10 protein-coding genes and 1 pseudogene are annotated in these 14,356 nt (G+C 68.3%); 6 read left to right on the forward strand and 5 right to left on the reverse strand.

The window, feature by feature from the left end; translation table 11 throughout:
- Window positions 1-3 precede the first annotated feature (3 nt).
- Window positions 4-1,587 (reverse strand): ABC transporter substrate-binding protein, encoded by a 1,584-nt coding sequence (locus QF035_RS45880; protein ID WP_307527890.1) that lies wholly within the window; start codon window positions 1,585-1,587, stop codon window positions 4-6.
- A gap of 289 nt (window positions 1,588-1,876) precedes the next feature.
- On the opposite strand from QF035_RS45880, the gene QF035_RS45885 reads away from it, so the two are divergent.
- The 3 genes from QF035_RS45885 (at window position 1,877) to QF035_RS45895 (ending at window position 5,145) form a co-directional block, all read left to right on the forward strand.
- Window positions 1,877-2,509 carry a maleylpyruvate isomerase family mycothiol-dependent enzyme gene (locus QF035_RS45885; protein WP_307527892.1) on the forward strand — a complete coding sequence of 211 codons (633 nt, stop codon included), beginning with the start codon at window positions 1,877-1,879 and terminating at the stop codon, window positions 2,507-2,509.
- A 271-nt stretch (window positions 2,510-2,780) separates the two neighbouring features.
- The gene (locus QF035_RS45890) at window positions 2,781-3,830 is read left to right on the forward strand and encodes a LacI family DNA-binding transcriptional regulator (protein ID WP_307527894.1); all 1,050 of its coding nucleotides are present in this window, start codon (window positions 2,781-2,783) and stop codon (window positions 3,828-3,830) included.
- A gap of 412 nt (window positions 3,831-4,242) precedes the next feature.
- The gene (locus QF035_RS45895) at window positions 4,243-5,145 is read left to right on the forward strand and encodes a phosphotransferase family protein (protein WP_373466826.1); all 903 of its coding nucleotides are present in this window, start codon (window positions 4,243-4,245) and stop codon (window positions 5,143-5,145) included.
- 129 nt (window positions 5,146-5,274) lie between these two features.
- On the opposite strand, the gene QF035_RS45900 is transcribed toward QF035_RS45895, so the two are convergent.
- From QF035_RS45900 to QF035_RS45915, 4 genes are all read right to left on the reverse strand, one after another.
- Window positions 5,275-6,042 carry an NPP1 family protein gene (locus tag QF035_RS45900; RefSeq protein WP_307527897.1) on the reverse strand — a complete coding sequence of 256 codons (768 nt, stop codon included), beginning with the start codon at window positions 6,040-6,042 and terminating at the stop codon, window positions 5,275-5,277.
- Between the two features lie 31 nt (window positions 6,043-6,073).
- Window positions 6,074-7,189, reverse strand: a complete 1,116-nt coding sequence (locus tag QF035_RS45905; protein WP_307527899.1) for a chitinase — start codon at window positions 7,187-7,189, stop codon at window positions 6,074-6,076.
- 81 nt (window positions 7,190-7,270) lie between these two features.
- Window positions 7,271-9,427: an RICIN domain-containing protein gene (locus QF035_RS45910; RefSeq protein ID WP_444968460.1), complete on the reverse strand. Its 2,157-nt coding sequence runs from the start codon at window positions 9,425-9,427 to the stop codon at window positions 7,271-7,273.
- A 149-nt stretch (window positions 9,428-9,576) separates the two neighbouring features.
- Window positions 9,577-10,935: a lectin gene (locus QF035_RS45915; protein WP_307527901.1), complete on the reverse strand. Its 1,359-nt coding sequence runs from the start codon at window positions 10,933-10,935 to the stop codon at window positions 9,577-9,579.
- Window positions 10,936-11,303: 368 nt separating this feature from the next.
- Between QF035_RS45915 and QF035_RS45920 the strand changes: the two genes are divergently transcribed.
- The 3 genes and pseudogenes from QF035_RS45920 to QF035_RS55975 form a co-directional block, all read left to right on the forward strand.
- Window positions 11,304-11,957 carry a TMEM175 family protein gene (locus QF035_RS45920; RefSeq protein ID WP_307527903.1) on the forward strand — a complete coding sequence of 218 codons (654 nt, stop codon included), beginning with the start codon at window positions 11,304-11,306 and terminating at the stop codon, window positions 11,955-11,957.
- 346 nt (window positions 11,958-12,303) lie between these two features.
- Window positions 12,304-13,455, forward strand: coding sequence for an IS4 family transposase (locus tag QF035_RS45925; RefSeq protein ID WP_307518108.1), 1,152 nt, complete (start codon window positions 12,304-12,306; stop codon window positions 13,453-13,455).
- A 734-nt stretch (window positions 13,456-14,189) separates the two neighbouring features.
- A pseudogene (locus tag QF035_RS55975) lies at window positions 14,190-14,285 on the forward strand (hypothetical protein); the annotation flags it as partial.
- Window positions 14,286-14,356: the final 71 nt, after the last annotated feature.

A 14,356-nucleotide genomic window follows, 5' to 3' on the forward strand; every position in this document is an offset into this window, starting at 1 on the left:
CGGTCAGCTCCTTCCTCGGTCCGCGCGGCGCATGTCGGAGAGCCGCATTTCGTCGTTCGTCGCCGAGTCCGGCCGGTAGCGGACGTGCGAGGAGAGGGCGAGGATGCCGGTCATGTTGGCCATCACGGCGTCCCGTACGACCTCGTCGTTCTGGTGGGCGAACGCGTCCGCGAAGGCCTTCTGTCGCTTGTCGCCCGACGCGAGCTGCGCCTGCTTCGTCAGCGCGTCGAGTTCGGGGGTGCCGTAGCTGCTCTGGGCGCCCTTGCTGCCGTAGATCTGTCCCATCGTGAACGCGGCGTCTCCCGCCTGGTTGCCGTGCTGTGCCTGGAGGAGGGTGGGGCCGATGCCCTTGGGGAAGGGGCGCAGCAGGTACTCCAGCCAGGCGTTGACGTCCAGCATCTTGATCTTGACCTTCAGTCCCGCCTTGAGCAGGCCGTCCTGCACGACCTCCATCGCCTCGGCGGCCTTCGGGTAGATGCCGGTGCGGCCGATGATCGTGATGGTGGTGCCGGTCGGCACTCCGTCGGCCCGGGCCTCGGCGACCAGGCGCTTGGCGCGCTTCGGGTCGTACGGCCAGGGGTTGACGCGCGGGTTGTATCCGGTGACGCCCTTCGACACGAGCTGTCCGCTCGGCCGCCCGGAGAAGACCGCGGTGACCAGACCTTCCCTGTCGACGGCGTAGTTGATGGCTCGTCGGATCCGCACGTCGTCGAGAGGCGCCTTGGTGGCGTCCATCCGCAGGTACGAGACCTCGTTGGTGGTGAACTCGACGGCCCGGTCGCCCGCCCCGTCCTCGGGAGCCAGCCCGATCGCCACATCCGCCTCGTTGTTGGTGACCATGGCCGCACGTACGCTGCCCTCCGCGCGCCAGACGTACTTGGCCGCCGCGTAGTCGGGGGTCTCGCCCCAGTAGCCGGAGAAGCGCTTCAGCCGGAGGAAGCGGCCCTGGCTCCACTCGTCGATCCGGTACGGACCGGTACCGACCGGCTCACGCACTCTGGAATCGGGGTCCGTGCTCGTCGGCACGATCTCGACGAAGGACAGACGCAGCGGGAGGATCGGGTCCGGCTCGGCCGTGGTGACCTCAAGTGTGGTGTCGTCGACCGCCTTTGCGGTGATCTTGCTGTCGGTGAAGATGTATCCGTCGACGTTGCAGTCGATGTCCGAGTCCGTGGCGCGCTTGATGGAGAACGCGGCGGCCTCGGCCGTGAACGGAGAATCGTCATGGAACTTGACCCCTTCGCGCAGGGTGAAGGTCCACGAAGTGGGTGAGTTACGCGTCCACTTGGTGGCCAGTGCCTGTTCCAGTCGCCCGGTGGACGGGTCGCGCTCGGTGAGCGCCTCCGTGATGTTGGCGCGCGTCACCCGGCCCGTCGCGGTGAGCGAGGCATCGCACGGCTCAAGGGTCGGAGGCTCCTCGGGCAGTACGACGCGCAGGGTGCCGGGGCCTTCCCCGATGGGGTCGCCGCCGGCCACCGAGCATCCCGAGACGGCGAGCAGTACGCCAACGGACGCGAGCGCGCCCGCCGTTCGCCCCCGGCGGATGCGGGTGGCCGAAGGAGTGCGTACTGAGCCTGGGTCGGTCACTGTTCCTCCGCGCTGTTCTACGACCACGAACTTTGTCCACATGGAAAAACCTGATTTAGATATGTGGACGCTCATTATTGAGTCGGTGGCGTCGAAGGCGTCAAGGGGTGTGCAGCAAGCCCTTAACATCCGCAGGGCGATGTGCCCAGGGAGTCCTCATACGTGAACGGCTGTGTGGCGGAGGATGGGGTATGTGTGCGCCGGGTCACACAGCGGGGCCGGTCAGTTCGGCGGAGACAGCCGGTCATACCGACGACATCGCCCGCATTCCCTGTGAGGAGAGCCGGCCATGGACCGTGAACGGGTTCTTTCCTGGACGAAGGCCGAACGGCTCGGCCTCGCAGACTTTCTCGACGATCTCGAAGGCACCGACTGGGAAGCGCCATCACTCTGCACCGGCTGGACCGTGCACGACGTGGTGGCTCACCTGACCCTGTCGACGCGCACCACACTGCCCGGAATGGTCAAGGGGATGGTCCGGGCGCGCGGCGACTGGGAGCGCATGGAGTTCGACGCGGCGAGGCGACGGGCGGCCGACTTCGGCCCCGCCGAACTCATCGCGCAGTTCCGCGAGACCGCGGCCTCGGCCCGCCGCGCGCCCCTGTCCGCGCCGTTGGATCCGCTGGTCGACGTCCTGGTCCACGGCCGGGACATCGCCCGCCCGCTGGGCCGCGTACGCCCCACCCCTCAGGAGCAGACGGTCGCGTCCCTGGAACACGTCCTGGCCAGCCCGTTCTACGGCGCCCGCAAACGCCTGCGGGGCGTACGGCTGGTCGCCACCGACGCGAACTGGTCGAGGGGCGTGGGCCAGGACGAAGTGCGGGGCCCGGCAGGCGACTTGCTCCTCCTGGCAACGGGCCGGGCCGCGGGGCTGGCGGGCGTGTCGGGACTGGGCGCGGAGCGGCTCGGGAGAGTGCTGTAGCTGTTGGAGCGGCGGGCGAACCATGGACGCGGCCGGCCACTCCGGACGGCCTTCGGCGCAGTCGGCCGCAACTTGGTCAGCAGCCGCACCGAGCGCTACGCCGGCCGCGTCCGTCAGGTGCTCGCTGATCGCCCACGGACCCACGGTCGTGTCGGAGCACCCGGCCGGTTTGGCGGAACAGGGCCGGCACCAGGCCGAATCGAACTGCTGGTCCCGCTCTCGACGGTTAACGTGTCCAGCGCCCGAGGAACTGCGCGAATCGGAGAAGGTGTTGACGGAACGGTTGAACGGATATCGCCCCACACTCGAGGACGTGGCGCGCAGGGCCGGGGTGTCGAAGTCCACGGTGTCCCGTGTGATCAACGGCGAGCCCAGGGTGCGGGCCGCGGTCGCAGAACGCATCCGAGAGGCCGTGGACGAACTCGGCTACGTACCCAACCAAGCCGCCCGAAGCCTGGTCACCCGCCGCAACAACGCCGTCGCCGTCGTGGTCACCGAACCGCAGAACCGGCTCTTCGTGGATCCGTACTTCGACTGTCACCTGCGTGGCATCCGGCAGGAACTCGTCCAACAGGGAGCACAGCCGGTACTGCTGTTCATCGAGGAGCCGGACGACTATCCGCGTGTCGGGAACTTCCTGGGCGGCGGCCATGTCGATGGCGCCCTGCTGTTCTCGCTGCGTAACGACGACCCGTTGCCTTCCATGGTCGAGCACATGGGCCTGCCCGCGATCTTCGGCGGGCGCCCGGCCGTCGGCTCCGGCCACCGCAGCCACGGCTACACGTACGTCGACGCCGACAACCGCGGCGGAGCCAGGGAAGCCGTGCGGCATCTCGTATCACTGGGACGCCGACACATCGGGACCATCACCGGGCCGCTCAACCAGGCTTCGGCGATCGACCGTCTCGACGGCTACCGGGACGTACTCCTGGACACGCCGCCCCGGTTGATCGCCGAGGGCGACTTCACGCTGCAGGGTGGTGCCACCGTCATGTCCGAGCTCCTCGACCGGTGCCCCGATCTGGACGCGGTCTTCGTCGCCTCGGACCTGATGGCTTCCGGTGCCCTGCGGGTGCTGCGGGAGCGGGGGCGGAGCGTGCCGGAGGAGGTGGCGGTTGTCGGCTTCGACGACCTGGCGCCCATCGCCGAGGCGACGGAGCCACCACTGACCACTGTGCACCAGGACATCGAGGACATGGGACGCCTGATGGCCCGGCTGCTGTTCAAGCAGACATCGGACGAGCTCGCGTCGCGAGACGACAGCCATCCGCTGTCCTCCGTGGTCACCCCGACACGCTTGGTCGTGCGGAAGTCCGCCTAGACGAGTGCTGCTGCGGACCTGCCGGACTCCGCGATACGGCCTGCCGGAGCGACCGAGCTCGTACGGAAGGCACGCCCTGGTGCTGCCGCTCGCGGGCAGGTGTTTCACCACGGTCAGGCGGGCGGAGTGGGAGACGACGCAGGACTCGGGGACGCCATGTCCGAAGAACGGTCGAGCACGGCTGGATGCGCCGGGCCCTGACAGCGGCGGACGAGACTCCGCCTCCGCCTGCCGCACATCCATCCGGCAGGACCCCGCTCGACCGTGGACGGCTGACCAAGCGGATCAGCGAAACCATGACGGCCGGACCGCCCGGCAAAGGTGTTTGCCTGTGCCGTCGTCCGGATGGTGGGGTGGCACGGTGACCGACCACGATGAGGCGGCGGGTGTCCGTCCGTTGACTCTGGCTTGGGTGAGCCGGCACCTGGAAGCCGGGGAACGGATCGTCAGGACAGAGGTGCTGCACGGCGGCATCACCGCCGAAACGCGGCGGTTGACCGTCGGCACGCGGGACGGCGGCACCCGTGACCTGGTCCTGCGGACTTTCGTCGGCGTGGAGCATGCCGAGGAGTGGCTGAACAGGGAGGCAGGCGCCCTGACCCTGCTCAAGGGGACCGGCGTGCCGGCCCCTGGACTGGTCGGGGTTGATCCGACCGCCGCGTACTGCGAGTATCCGTCGCTCCTCATGACGCATTTGGCGGGCCGGACGGTCCTCGACGACGAGGGACTGGAGACGCGCGTCCCTCTGCTGGCCCGTCAACTCGTGGCGATCCACGCTGTTCGACCCGCCGAGCGGCCCCGGGAGTATGTGGCGCTGACCACCGCCGACACTGTTGTGACTCCGAAAGGCGCCGACGCGGTGGTATGGGCCGCGGCGATCGACGTGATCCGTAAGCCCGCGCCGCCCTGTGAAGGGCGGTTCCTGCACCGGGACTTCCACCCCGGCAACGTGCTGTTCGACGTGGCGCCCGCACGGCCCGCAGGGGCCCGGATCACCGGTGTCGTCGACTGGGCGGCTGCCTCCTGGGGCCCGGTGGATCTCGATGTGGCGCACTGCTCCACCAACCTCGCGCTGCTGCACGGCCCGGCGTGGGGTCTGCGGTTCGCTGAGGCGTACGAGGAGGCCGGCGGGATGCCGGCCGCGACCGCGAGCGCGCGGCTGTACTGGCGGGTGCGGGACGGGCTGGCGTTCTCAGAAGAAGTGCGGTTGGTGTCGCAGCCATGGCGGGAGGCAGAGAGGACGGAGCTGACGACGCGTGTCGTGGAGGAGCGGCTGGATGCCTATGTCACCGCCCTGATGGACGCGCCGGGCTGAGCCACGGAGGTCCGGGGCGCGGGCACGGCGGCGAGCGCCGGAACCGCCTCCCGCGAAAGGAGAGCCCCCGCAGGCAAGAGCCTGCGGGGGCTTTTCGGCGGACCGTTGCCGACCTCGGAGGGCCGTTCGTCAGGCGTACGGGTCGAAGGGGGTTCCGGCCGGGCTCGTGTAGTCGAGAGCCCACTGGAAGTCGCCGTCGTCGATCTTGAATGTGGCCGAGCCGAAGTCGGCGCTGCTGAGCTTGTCGCGGTAACCGGCCGGGTAGCCCTCCCAGCCGACGAGCCGCGGGTAGAACCAGTTTCCCGTGGCGTTCTCCGCCGGCTCGTCGTTGCTGTTGGCGAAACGGAAGCAGTGACTCGAGACGCCGTCCTTGTGGTACACGATCTTCGGGTGGGTGCCGTCGAAGCGGATCTGCGACCGTGCGAGCGTCTGGTAGCTGTTGTGCTGGGACACCGACACGTACTGGACCTCGTTGTTGTTGATCCACACGATGACGTGTTCCCAGTCGTGGGTGTGCCCGATGGCCGCCGGGCCGAGCGTCACCTGGTCCTTCTCGAAGTAGCTGGCGTACATGACCGCGCACCAGCCGTTGTTGCACTTCTCGCGCGAGTAGGTGTTGGCGTTGTTCAGCTGGGCGGGGTCGTGGCACTTGCCGTTGACGTCGCCCCCGAGCTTCAGTCCGGGGTTGATGGTGCCGTCGGCGCCGATGGCGGCGGTGGCGTAGCAGCCGTCGCTGTCGTAGTCGTAGGCGGGGGAGTAGGTCTGCTCCAGGCCGTTCGCGTTCTGCGGCAGCAGGGTCAGGACGTTGGCGTGGGCGGTCGCCGGGATCGCGACGACGAGCGTCATCGCGCCGAGTGTGCCGAGAAGTGCGTTGGCGAGGGATCTCAACTTGCGCATGCGGACTCCTGGTTGAACTGAGCGGCCGGCGTCAGCAGTAGAGGTTGCCGCCCGGCGAGACGCCGAGGATCGAGGTGAAGCGGTTGTAGGCGTCCACACGGCTCTGCACCTGGGCGGGGTTCTTGCCGTCGCACTCCAGGGAGCCGTTGATGGAGCGGATGGTCTGGCCGAAGCCGGCCTGGTTGACCATGGCGTTGTGCGGGGTCATGGTGCCGGGGCCGTTCTGGGTGTTCCAGTACCAGAGGCCGGTCTTCCAGGCCACGGCGGCGTCGTTCTGCACGAGCCAGGGGTTGCCCAGGAGGTCGATGCCCAGCGCGTCGCCCGCGGCCTTGTAGTTGAAGTTCCAGCTGAGCTGGATCGGTCCGCGGCCGTAGTACGCGGCCTGGCCTGCCGGGCAGCCGTACGGCTGGCCCCAGTCGCAGTAGTGGGGGTAGTTGGCGGTGTTCTGCTCGACGATGTGGACGAGACCGCCGGTCTCGTGATTGACGTTGGCGAGGAAGGCGGCGGCCTCCTGCTTCTTCACCGTGTCGCTGCCGGTGTTCGCGAAGCCCGGGTAGGCGCTCAGCGCGGCGGTCAGGCCGCTGTACGTGTAGAACGAGTTCCGGCTCGGGAACATCTGGTTGAACTGGCCCTCGGTGACGACGAATCCGGACGGTGTGCCGCCGCCACCGCTCGCGGGCGCGTTCCACTTCTGGTTCGCGCCGCCCGAGCAGGTCCAGATCTGCAGGCGGGTGCCGTTGGCGCTGTTGTTCCCGGTGACGTCCAGGCACTTGTTCGCGGCCGGGTTGACGATGTCCCTCGCGCCGCTGACCACCCACTGCTGGTTGGAGCTGCCGGCACAGTCCCACAGCTGGACCGTCGCGCCGTCCGCGGTGCCGCGGTCGACGATGTCCAGACACTTGCCGAGCGCACGCAGTGTGCCGTCACCCGGGTTGGACCAGATCTGGGCGCCTGTCCCGTTGCAGTCGTAGAGCTGTACGGCGGTGCCGTTGGCGTTGCTGGCGCCCGCGACGTCGACGCACTTGCCGGCGAGCCCGGTGATCGAGCCGTCGGCGGCCTGGGCGGGCGTCACGGTGAGCAGGGCGGTGAGGACCGCGGACAGCGCGGCGAAGACCGCGGTCCGGCCGAGGAAACGGGGTCTGTACATGGTCGAGGACGCTCCTTGGGTGTAAGGGGTGGAACGGCCGTCCCCTGAGCGAGGGGACGGCCGTCGTCGGAGCTGGGGTGTTCAGGGGTAGCTGGTCAGATTGGCCACGTTGGTCGTGGAGTTGGAGGGGCCGCCCGTGCCGTTGACCACGTGCCGGATGGTGCCCACTCCGCCGAGGGAGACGGTCACCATGCTGGTGAAGCGCACATTGGAGTTGGTCGGCGCCTCGATGGCCCGTTCGGCGGCCACGCCCGGGTTGACGTTGAAGTAGCAGTAGCTGCCGAAGCCGTACACCTGGTGGCTGGTGACGGAGTTCGCGACCTTGTAGGCGGCGTAGCCCTGGGTGGAGCCGTTCATCCAGGACGCCTGGTTCGGTGGGTCGTACGGCATCTCGTTCTGGTAGAAGTACGTGCGGCCGCCGTTGCCGTTCCAGATGGTCTGGTACTTCTGGTAGTGCTCGACGAACAGGCCGTACGCCGTGACGTTGTCGCCGTTGACGATCAGGCCGGTGTCCCCGGTGTTGGTGTTCCAGCCGACGCCGCTGCCGTGGTCGGCGCGCCAGATCCAGGTGTGGTCGGCGATGACGTTGTCGCTGTTGATCACCAGGCTGGTGGTCGCCTTGCCGACGGCGGCGCCGCCGACGCGGAAGTACACGTCGTGCAGGGACGTCGGGTTCGCGGTGTGCGAGGCGGACGAGCCCGTCGGGCCGACCTCCATGAGAGTGGGTGAGTTGGTGGTGCCCGCGTCGAAGAGGACGCCCGCGACCTTCACGCCGTCCACGTCGGCCACCTTCATCGCGGTGACGCCGTTGTCCGGGATGAACGTGGCGAGGCCCAGACCGAGCACGACGGTGTCGGCGCGGTTCACCTGGAGTGTCTGGTTGAGGTGGTAGACACCCGGGGTGACCAGGAGGTTCTTGCCTGCCGCCAGCGCCGCGTTGATGTCCGCGGCGGTCGCACCCGGCTTCACGACGTAGAAGGTGTCGAGGGACAGCGAGCTGCCGGACGGGGTTCCGTTCGCCCAGCTGGTGCCGGTGGAGTTGGACCGCACGGACGGCACGAAGACCTGGTAGGCGCCGTTGCCGTCGACGTACAGGGACGGCTTCTCCCGGCTGACCGGGCTCTGCCCGACCGTGGTGTACGGCGGGCTGGGGAAACTGGTGGCCGGGACGCCCTGGCTGCCGACGAAGACCATGTTCCAGTTGGAGCCGGTCCAGCTGCCGAGCTGCGAGTTGCGGGTCAGCCACTGCTGCTGGCTGCCGGAGTTGACCTGCCCGTCGATCTTGGTGTCGGCGAGCAGACCGCCGCTGGACCAGCCGTTGTCGTCGAGGGCGACGTTGCCGCGCAGGTGCATCCGGCGGTACGAAGCTGCCTGCGAGACCGCCCAACGGTCGGTGCCGCCGGTCGGGTTGACGGACAGGTTCTCGGCGCCGCGCCAGAAGTTCTGCGTCGCGTTGCCCTGGAACCAGTCGGCCTCGGCATGCACCGCGCCGTTGATCGTGACCGCGTCCGGGGTCAGACCCAGACCCGCGACCTGGGTGTAGAAGCCGACGTTGACATCGGCGTTGTAGGAGCCCGGCTTGAACAGGACGGCGTAGCGCTGGGAGCCGAACTGGTTCGTCTCCTGCTGCTGGAAGATCGAGTTCACCCTGGTCTGGATCGTCGACGACGACATCGACGGGTCGAAGACGACGACGTTCGGGCCGAGGTCCGGATTCGTGCCGGACTGCGTCACGGGGACCACCTGGAAGCGCTGGGCGGCGCTGCCGTTGCAGGTGTACTGCACGAACTGCACGCTGTCCGCGGTCGAGGCGCCGGGGTCGTCCAGACACTTGCCGCTGTTGCGGTTCACGAAGTGGTAGGCGCCGCCGCCCTCGTCGACCGGCAGCCACTGCTGGTTGGTGCCGCCGCCGTAGGCCCACAGGTGGACGGGCGCGTTGTCGGCCGTGGACGTGTCGGCGACGTCCACGACCTGGCCGGTGTTGTTGCCGTTGTTGATACGGATGTAGCCGTCGCTGGTGGCGGTGAAGCTCCACTGCTGGGCCGTTGAGCTGTTGCACGCGTGCTGCTGAACGACGGTGCCATTGGCGGTGGCGGCGGACCTGGCGTCCAGACATCTGCCGCTCGCGGCGTTCATGACGGTGGCGAAGCCGGTGGGCAGTGCGGCGGCCGCGCTCGCCGCCGCACTCGCGGGCGCGGGTGCGGAGGTGAGCAGAGAAGCGACGGCCGCGGTGACCAGCGCGGCGGCAGTGGATCTGCGGCGGCGCTTGAGCGCGGCGGGCAAGTGGGTGAACACGGATTCTCCTTGCCGAAGGGTTCGGCGAATGGGGGGGGTGGGGGCCGAAGGGTTCGGCGAATGGTGGGAGTGGGGGTGGGGCTGGGGCTGGATCAGCCGGTGTACGCGGCGAAGACGCGGGTGTAGTCCCAGTTGGACTGGCCCACACCGGAGCAGCTGTCGGCGGGGCCGCCGGTGCACGGACGGTCGCGGTTCACGGACCAGAAGGTCAGCCGGGCCAGGTGGTGTTGCTGGGCGTAGGCGAGCATCGTCCGGAAGTCGTTCACCGTGACGGTCTCGTTCTGGTCGGTGATGCCGTTCATCGACGAGATGCCCATGAGCCGGTAGGCCTGGTCGTCGCCGTAGCCGTAGGCGTTCTTCAGCGCGTTCTTGAGGCCTTCGGCGGCCCGCGTACTGAGGTTGCCCATGTTCTGGCCGGCGCCGCCGAAGTTGAACGGCATGATCGTCCAGGCGTCCACGGTCAGACCGGAGGCGGCGGCCCGGTTGATCAGGCTGGTGTCTGGCCCGCTCTGACCGGTGCCGATGGTGACGTAGACCTTCAGGCCCGGGTTGTTGGCCTTCACGGTCTTCAGGGCATCCACGGTCCGCTGCTGCACGGTCGGGCTGTTGTAGGCGTCGGCTTCGAGGTCGATGTCGATGGCCTTGAGCCCGTACGCGCTGATGACCCTCTGGTACGCGGCGGCGAGTTCGCTCGCGGTGGAGCAGGAGCTCTCCAGCTTGTTGCCGCTCCAGCCGCCGAAGGACGGGACGACGTCGCCGCCGTTCGCCCGCACGGTGTTGATCGTCTGCTGGTCGACGCCGCCGGTCAGCGCCCGTCCGCCGTCCCACTGGGGGTTGCAGTAGCCGTTGCTGAGCACGAAGGCGAGGGTGAAGTACTTGACGCCGGTGGCGTTGGTGACCGTGGTGGGGTTCGGCGGGCTGCCCCAGCCGTTGTAGAGATAGGGCGCCACGGCCATCGGCGCGGACGGGGTGGTGCCGTCATCGGGGGCGGGCGCGGTCCACTTCTGGTTGGCGCCGCCGCCGCAGCTCCAGATCTGTATGCGGGTGCCGTTGGCGGAGTTGTTGCCGGTGACGTCCAGGCACTTGCCGGCCTGCGGGTTGACGATGTCGTTGCCGGAGGAGACCTTCCACTTCTGGTTGGCGCCGCCGGTGCAGCTCCACAGCTGCACGGTGGCACCGTCGGCAGTCGAACTGCCCGTGACGTCCAGGCACTTGCCGAGGGCGCGGACGGTGCCGTCACTGCCGACCGTCCACTGCTGGGCGGCGGTGCCGTTGCAATCGTAGAGCTGGACGGCCGTGCCGTCGGCGGAGTTCGCCCCGGCGACATCCAGGCACTTCCCGGCGAGGCCGGTGATGGTGCCGGTGGCCGCCTGCGCGGGGGACGCGGTGAGCAGGCCGGTGGCGAGGGAGAGAGCTGCGAGGGAGACAACTGCGGAGAGAGGTCTGGGCATGCGCGCAGGGGCCCTTCGTGGGGGGATGAGCAAGCGGGGCACCGTTCACCTTGTGAACGCTGGATGTGTCACACGGTGCGATGCTGAGGCGTGAACCTAAAGGTCTGGACCGCTTTCGTCAAGGCATGAAGTAAGCTGTGAAGGAAGCGAGTTGCAGCTTCCGGCCAGGCTTCGTTCGTCCGCGGGGGTGCGCATGCCCGCCGTTCGTCCCGCCTTGGCGCTCCCGCAACCCTGTGACCCTGTGTGCGCATGGAACAGCCCACCTGAGTCACCCCGGTCGCACAGTGCCATGTGGAACTTCTTGCCTTCTTGCATTCCCGGCTCGACTGCCGGCTCTGCTCGTCAACGATTCCTGTGGTGGCGCAGACGTGAACAACCGCTCTTTCGGCCATCTCCGCCGCGAAGTCTCCGTAGGCCCCGAACGGCTACTGCTGCTCGGCGACGCCGTGTTCTCGATCGCGATGACACTGCTCGCCCTCGAGATCACCATTCCGGAGGGCCTGCCCGACTCCGAAGTCGTCCACGCCGTCCGGGAGGTGCTCCCGGCCATCGGTGCCTATCTGCTCAGCTTCGCCGTCATCGGCATCATGTGGCTGGCCCAGCACGCCCTGTTCCGGCTGATCGGGTCGCTCGACCGCTGGCTGCTCCACTTCTACTTCGGGCTCCTGGCGCTCGTTGCAGCGCTGCCCTTCCCGACCCGGCTGCTCAGCGAGTATGGCGAGACGACCACGGCCACCGCCTTCTACGGGGCGTCGATCGCCGTGGCCGGCACCCTGCTGTGCTCGATGTACCTCCGCCTGCTCGCAAAGCCCGCGCTGACGGCGACGGACACCTCTCCCGTGGTACTCAAAGAGGCGGTCCGCCGCAGCGTCCTGCTGATCCTGGTCTTCGCGACCTCGGTCCCGGTGGCCTTCTTCTCGCCATCCCTGGCCAAGTACTGGAGGCTGCTGGCGTTCTCGGCCCGGCTGCTGTTCCGCCGCTCGACCGACACCACCGATGTGCCGGCCGGGGAAGCCCGCTGAGCGGTCCGCCGCAAGGGCCGTGATGTGCCGTCGATCGGCTCGCGAATGGCCCACGAATGGCCCGGAACGGCTGGTCGGCACTGGGATGCGGGTGGGGCAAACCGGAGCAAGGGCGTGATTCGGCTCGCTGCTCGGCTCTGCGCGGCGAAGGGCGCCTTACAGGCACTTGTCCTGGTCAGGCGCCCTTTTCCTGTGCCTAGAAGAAGCCCAGCTTCTTCGCCGAATACGACACGAGGAGGTTCTTCGTCTCTTGGTGGTACACGGCCTAATGGCAATGCCGTTGCTTTTGCCTTGGGCGTAGGCTGGTTGGGAGTGGGTCCCGGGGGTGGTGCGGGTGGCCGCGAGGGTGTCTGACTTATCGGGTCTGGGGCTGTTGACCTGGGTGTATCCGCCGGGGTTGGTGGATCGGGTGGTGGCAGCGTGTGGCCGGTCCGAGCGGCGTAAGCGGCTGCTGCCCGCCCGGCTGGTGGTGTACTTCGTGCTGGGGCTGGCGCTGTTCTCTCCCGCCCCGTATCTAGAAGTGATGCGGCACCTGGTCGCGGGGCTTCGCGGTCTGGGACTGCTGGGTGACTGGCATGTTCCGGCGAAGTCGTCACTGTTTCGGGCCCGGCAGCGGCTGGGATCCGAGCCGCTGCGGGTGCTGTTCGCCACGACCGCGAAGCCGATGGCCACCGAGGCGACTCCGGGGGCGTTCTGGCGGGGCCTGCGGGTTCTGGCGGTGGACGGGACCTGCTGGGATGTCGCCGACAGTGAGGCCAATCAAGCGGCCTTCGGCCGTCCCGGCAACGGTCGTGGGACCGGCCGGAGCGCCTTTGTGCAGGTGCGGATGGCCGCCTTGGTGGAGGTGGGCAGCCATGCAGTGCTGGACGCCGAACTCGCCGGCTGCCGCACCGGGGAAGTGACCCTGGTGGGCCGCCTGCCCCGCTCCTGCGGGCCAGGCCAACTCGTGCTGGCCGACCGCGAGTTCCTCGGCGTCCCGCTGTGGCAGGCCTTCACCGCCACCGGCGCCGACCTGCTGTGGCGGGTGCCCGCCAACCGTGTCCTGCCCATCGACAGGCCACTGCGCGACGGGTCCTGGATCTCACGCATCCATGCCGGCACCGACGCCTCCCACCGCAACCCGGTCACCGTGCGTGTCCTGGCCTACCAGCTCAAAGACACGGCCCAGGACTACCGCCTGATCACCACTCTCCTGGACGCCCGCCGCTATCCGGCCCGGCAACTGGCCGCCCTCTACCGCGAACGCTGGGAGATCGAATCCGTCTTCGCCGAGATCAAAACCCACCAGCGCGGCGCGAAGGTGGTCCTCAGCAGCAAGACACCCGACGGTGTCCTGCAACAGATCTGGGCCCATCTCCTGGTCCACCATGCACTGCGGGAACTGATGCTCAGAACCGCGGCTACCCGCCAACTCGACCCCGACCGCATCTCCTTCACCGAGACCCTGCGCTCCGCCCGCCGCAGTGTGACCGTCACGCCCGGCAGCTTTTCCCCCTGACCTCCTGGTCCAGGCCTTGCGATTACTCCAGGAAGACCTGCTGGAAAGACTCCTCCCCGCCAGACGCCTGCGCAGCCAGCCCCGCGTCGTCAAACGAAAGATGTCCAACTACTGGCTCAAACGGGCTGAACACCGCCACTGGCCCCAGCCCACCCGCACCGGCACCCAAGCCATCCTCATCAAACGACCCCAACCCACAGACCCATAACGCAACGGCATTGGGCCTAATGGCCTTCTGTACTGCACTAATGCGTGGATTCTCCTGATGTGAAGCCGAGTTGGTCCGGGACTGGTCCGGATCCTGTTCGTGGCAGTGTCGTACGGCAGCGCGCCCGCCCCGTGGATGCGACGTCATGCGTGGAGCTGCCGGTCAGACCTCCTACTCGGACTCCGGCACGCGGAAGGCGTCCCGCAACGCGTCGCGCACTTCGTCGACGGCGAAGATCCCGGCTCACACGGTGCGCGCTGCCACACGAAGTGCGGACGGGGCTGAGCCTCACTGATCGTGGAACTGGCTTCCCAGGGCAGTGGGCCAAGTTGCTGCACAGAGAAGATGCTCTCGCCCGGATCCGCCGGATTGACCTTCGGCGGGTTGAAGTACTTCACCGCCCGCCAGAGCCGGACGATCTGTGCCTGCGGTTGCCGCTCCGGTCCTGACCGATTGGCGGTTCCCATCCGTCCCCCTCCGGCCCCAGGAATGGGCGGCGGACGACAGACGGCGCCATGCGGTCAGAGTGCCGGACGACGTCGGACACGTGTCGAAGACACGGCTGGCACTGGGGCAGAGACTGGCGGTGCCGGTGCTCGTGGCCGATGCCGACTACGGACGCAGTGTCGGCTTCCGGCTCGCGTTGGAGGACCGCGGCTGGTCCTACGTCATGGCCGTCGATCTGGAAATCGC

The organism is Streptomyces umbrinus, from assembly GCF_030817415.1.
GTDB lineage: Bacteria > Actinomycetota > Actinomycetes > Streptomycetales > Streptomycetaceae > Streptomyces > Streptomyces umbrinus_A.

Excerpts from the sequence above, each read along its gene's own strand:
- QF035_RS45885 (WP_307527892.1), top strand. The coding sequence starts at position 1,877 with ATGGACCGTGAACGGGTTCTTTCCTGGACGAAGGCCGAACGGCTCGGC.
- QF035_RS45900 (WP_307527897.1), bottom strand. The coding sequence starts at position 6,042 with ATGCGCAAGTTGAGATCCCTCGCCAACGCACTTCTCGGCACACTCGGC.
- QF035_RS45905 (WP_307527899.1), bottom strand. The coding sequence starts at position 7,189 with ATGTACAGACCCCGTTTCCTCGGCCGGACCGCGGTCTTCGCCGCGCTG.
- QF035_RS45915 (WP_307527901.1), bottom strand. The coding sequence starts at position 10,935 with ATGCCCAGACCTCTCTCCGCAGTTGTCTCCCTCGCAGCTCTCTCCCTC.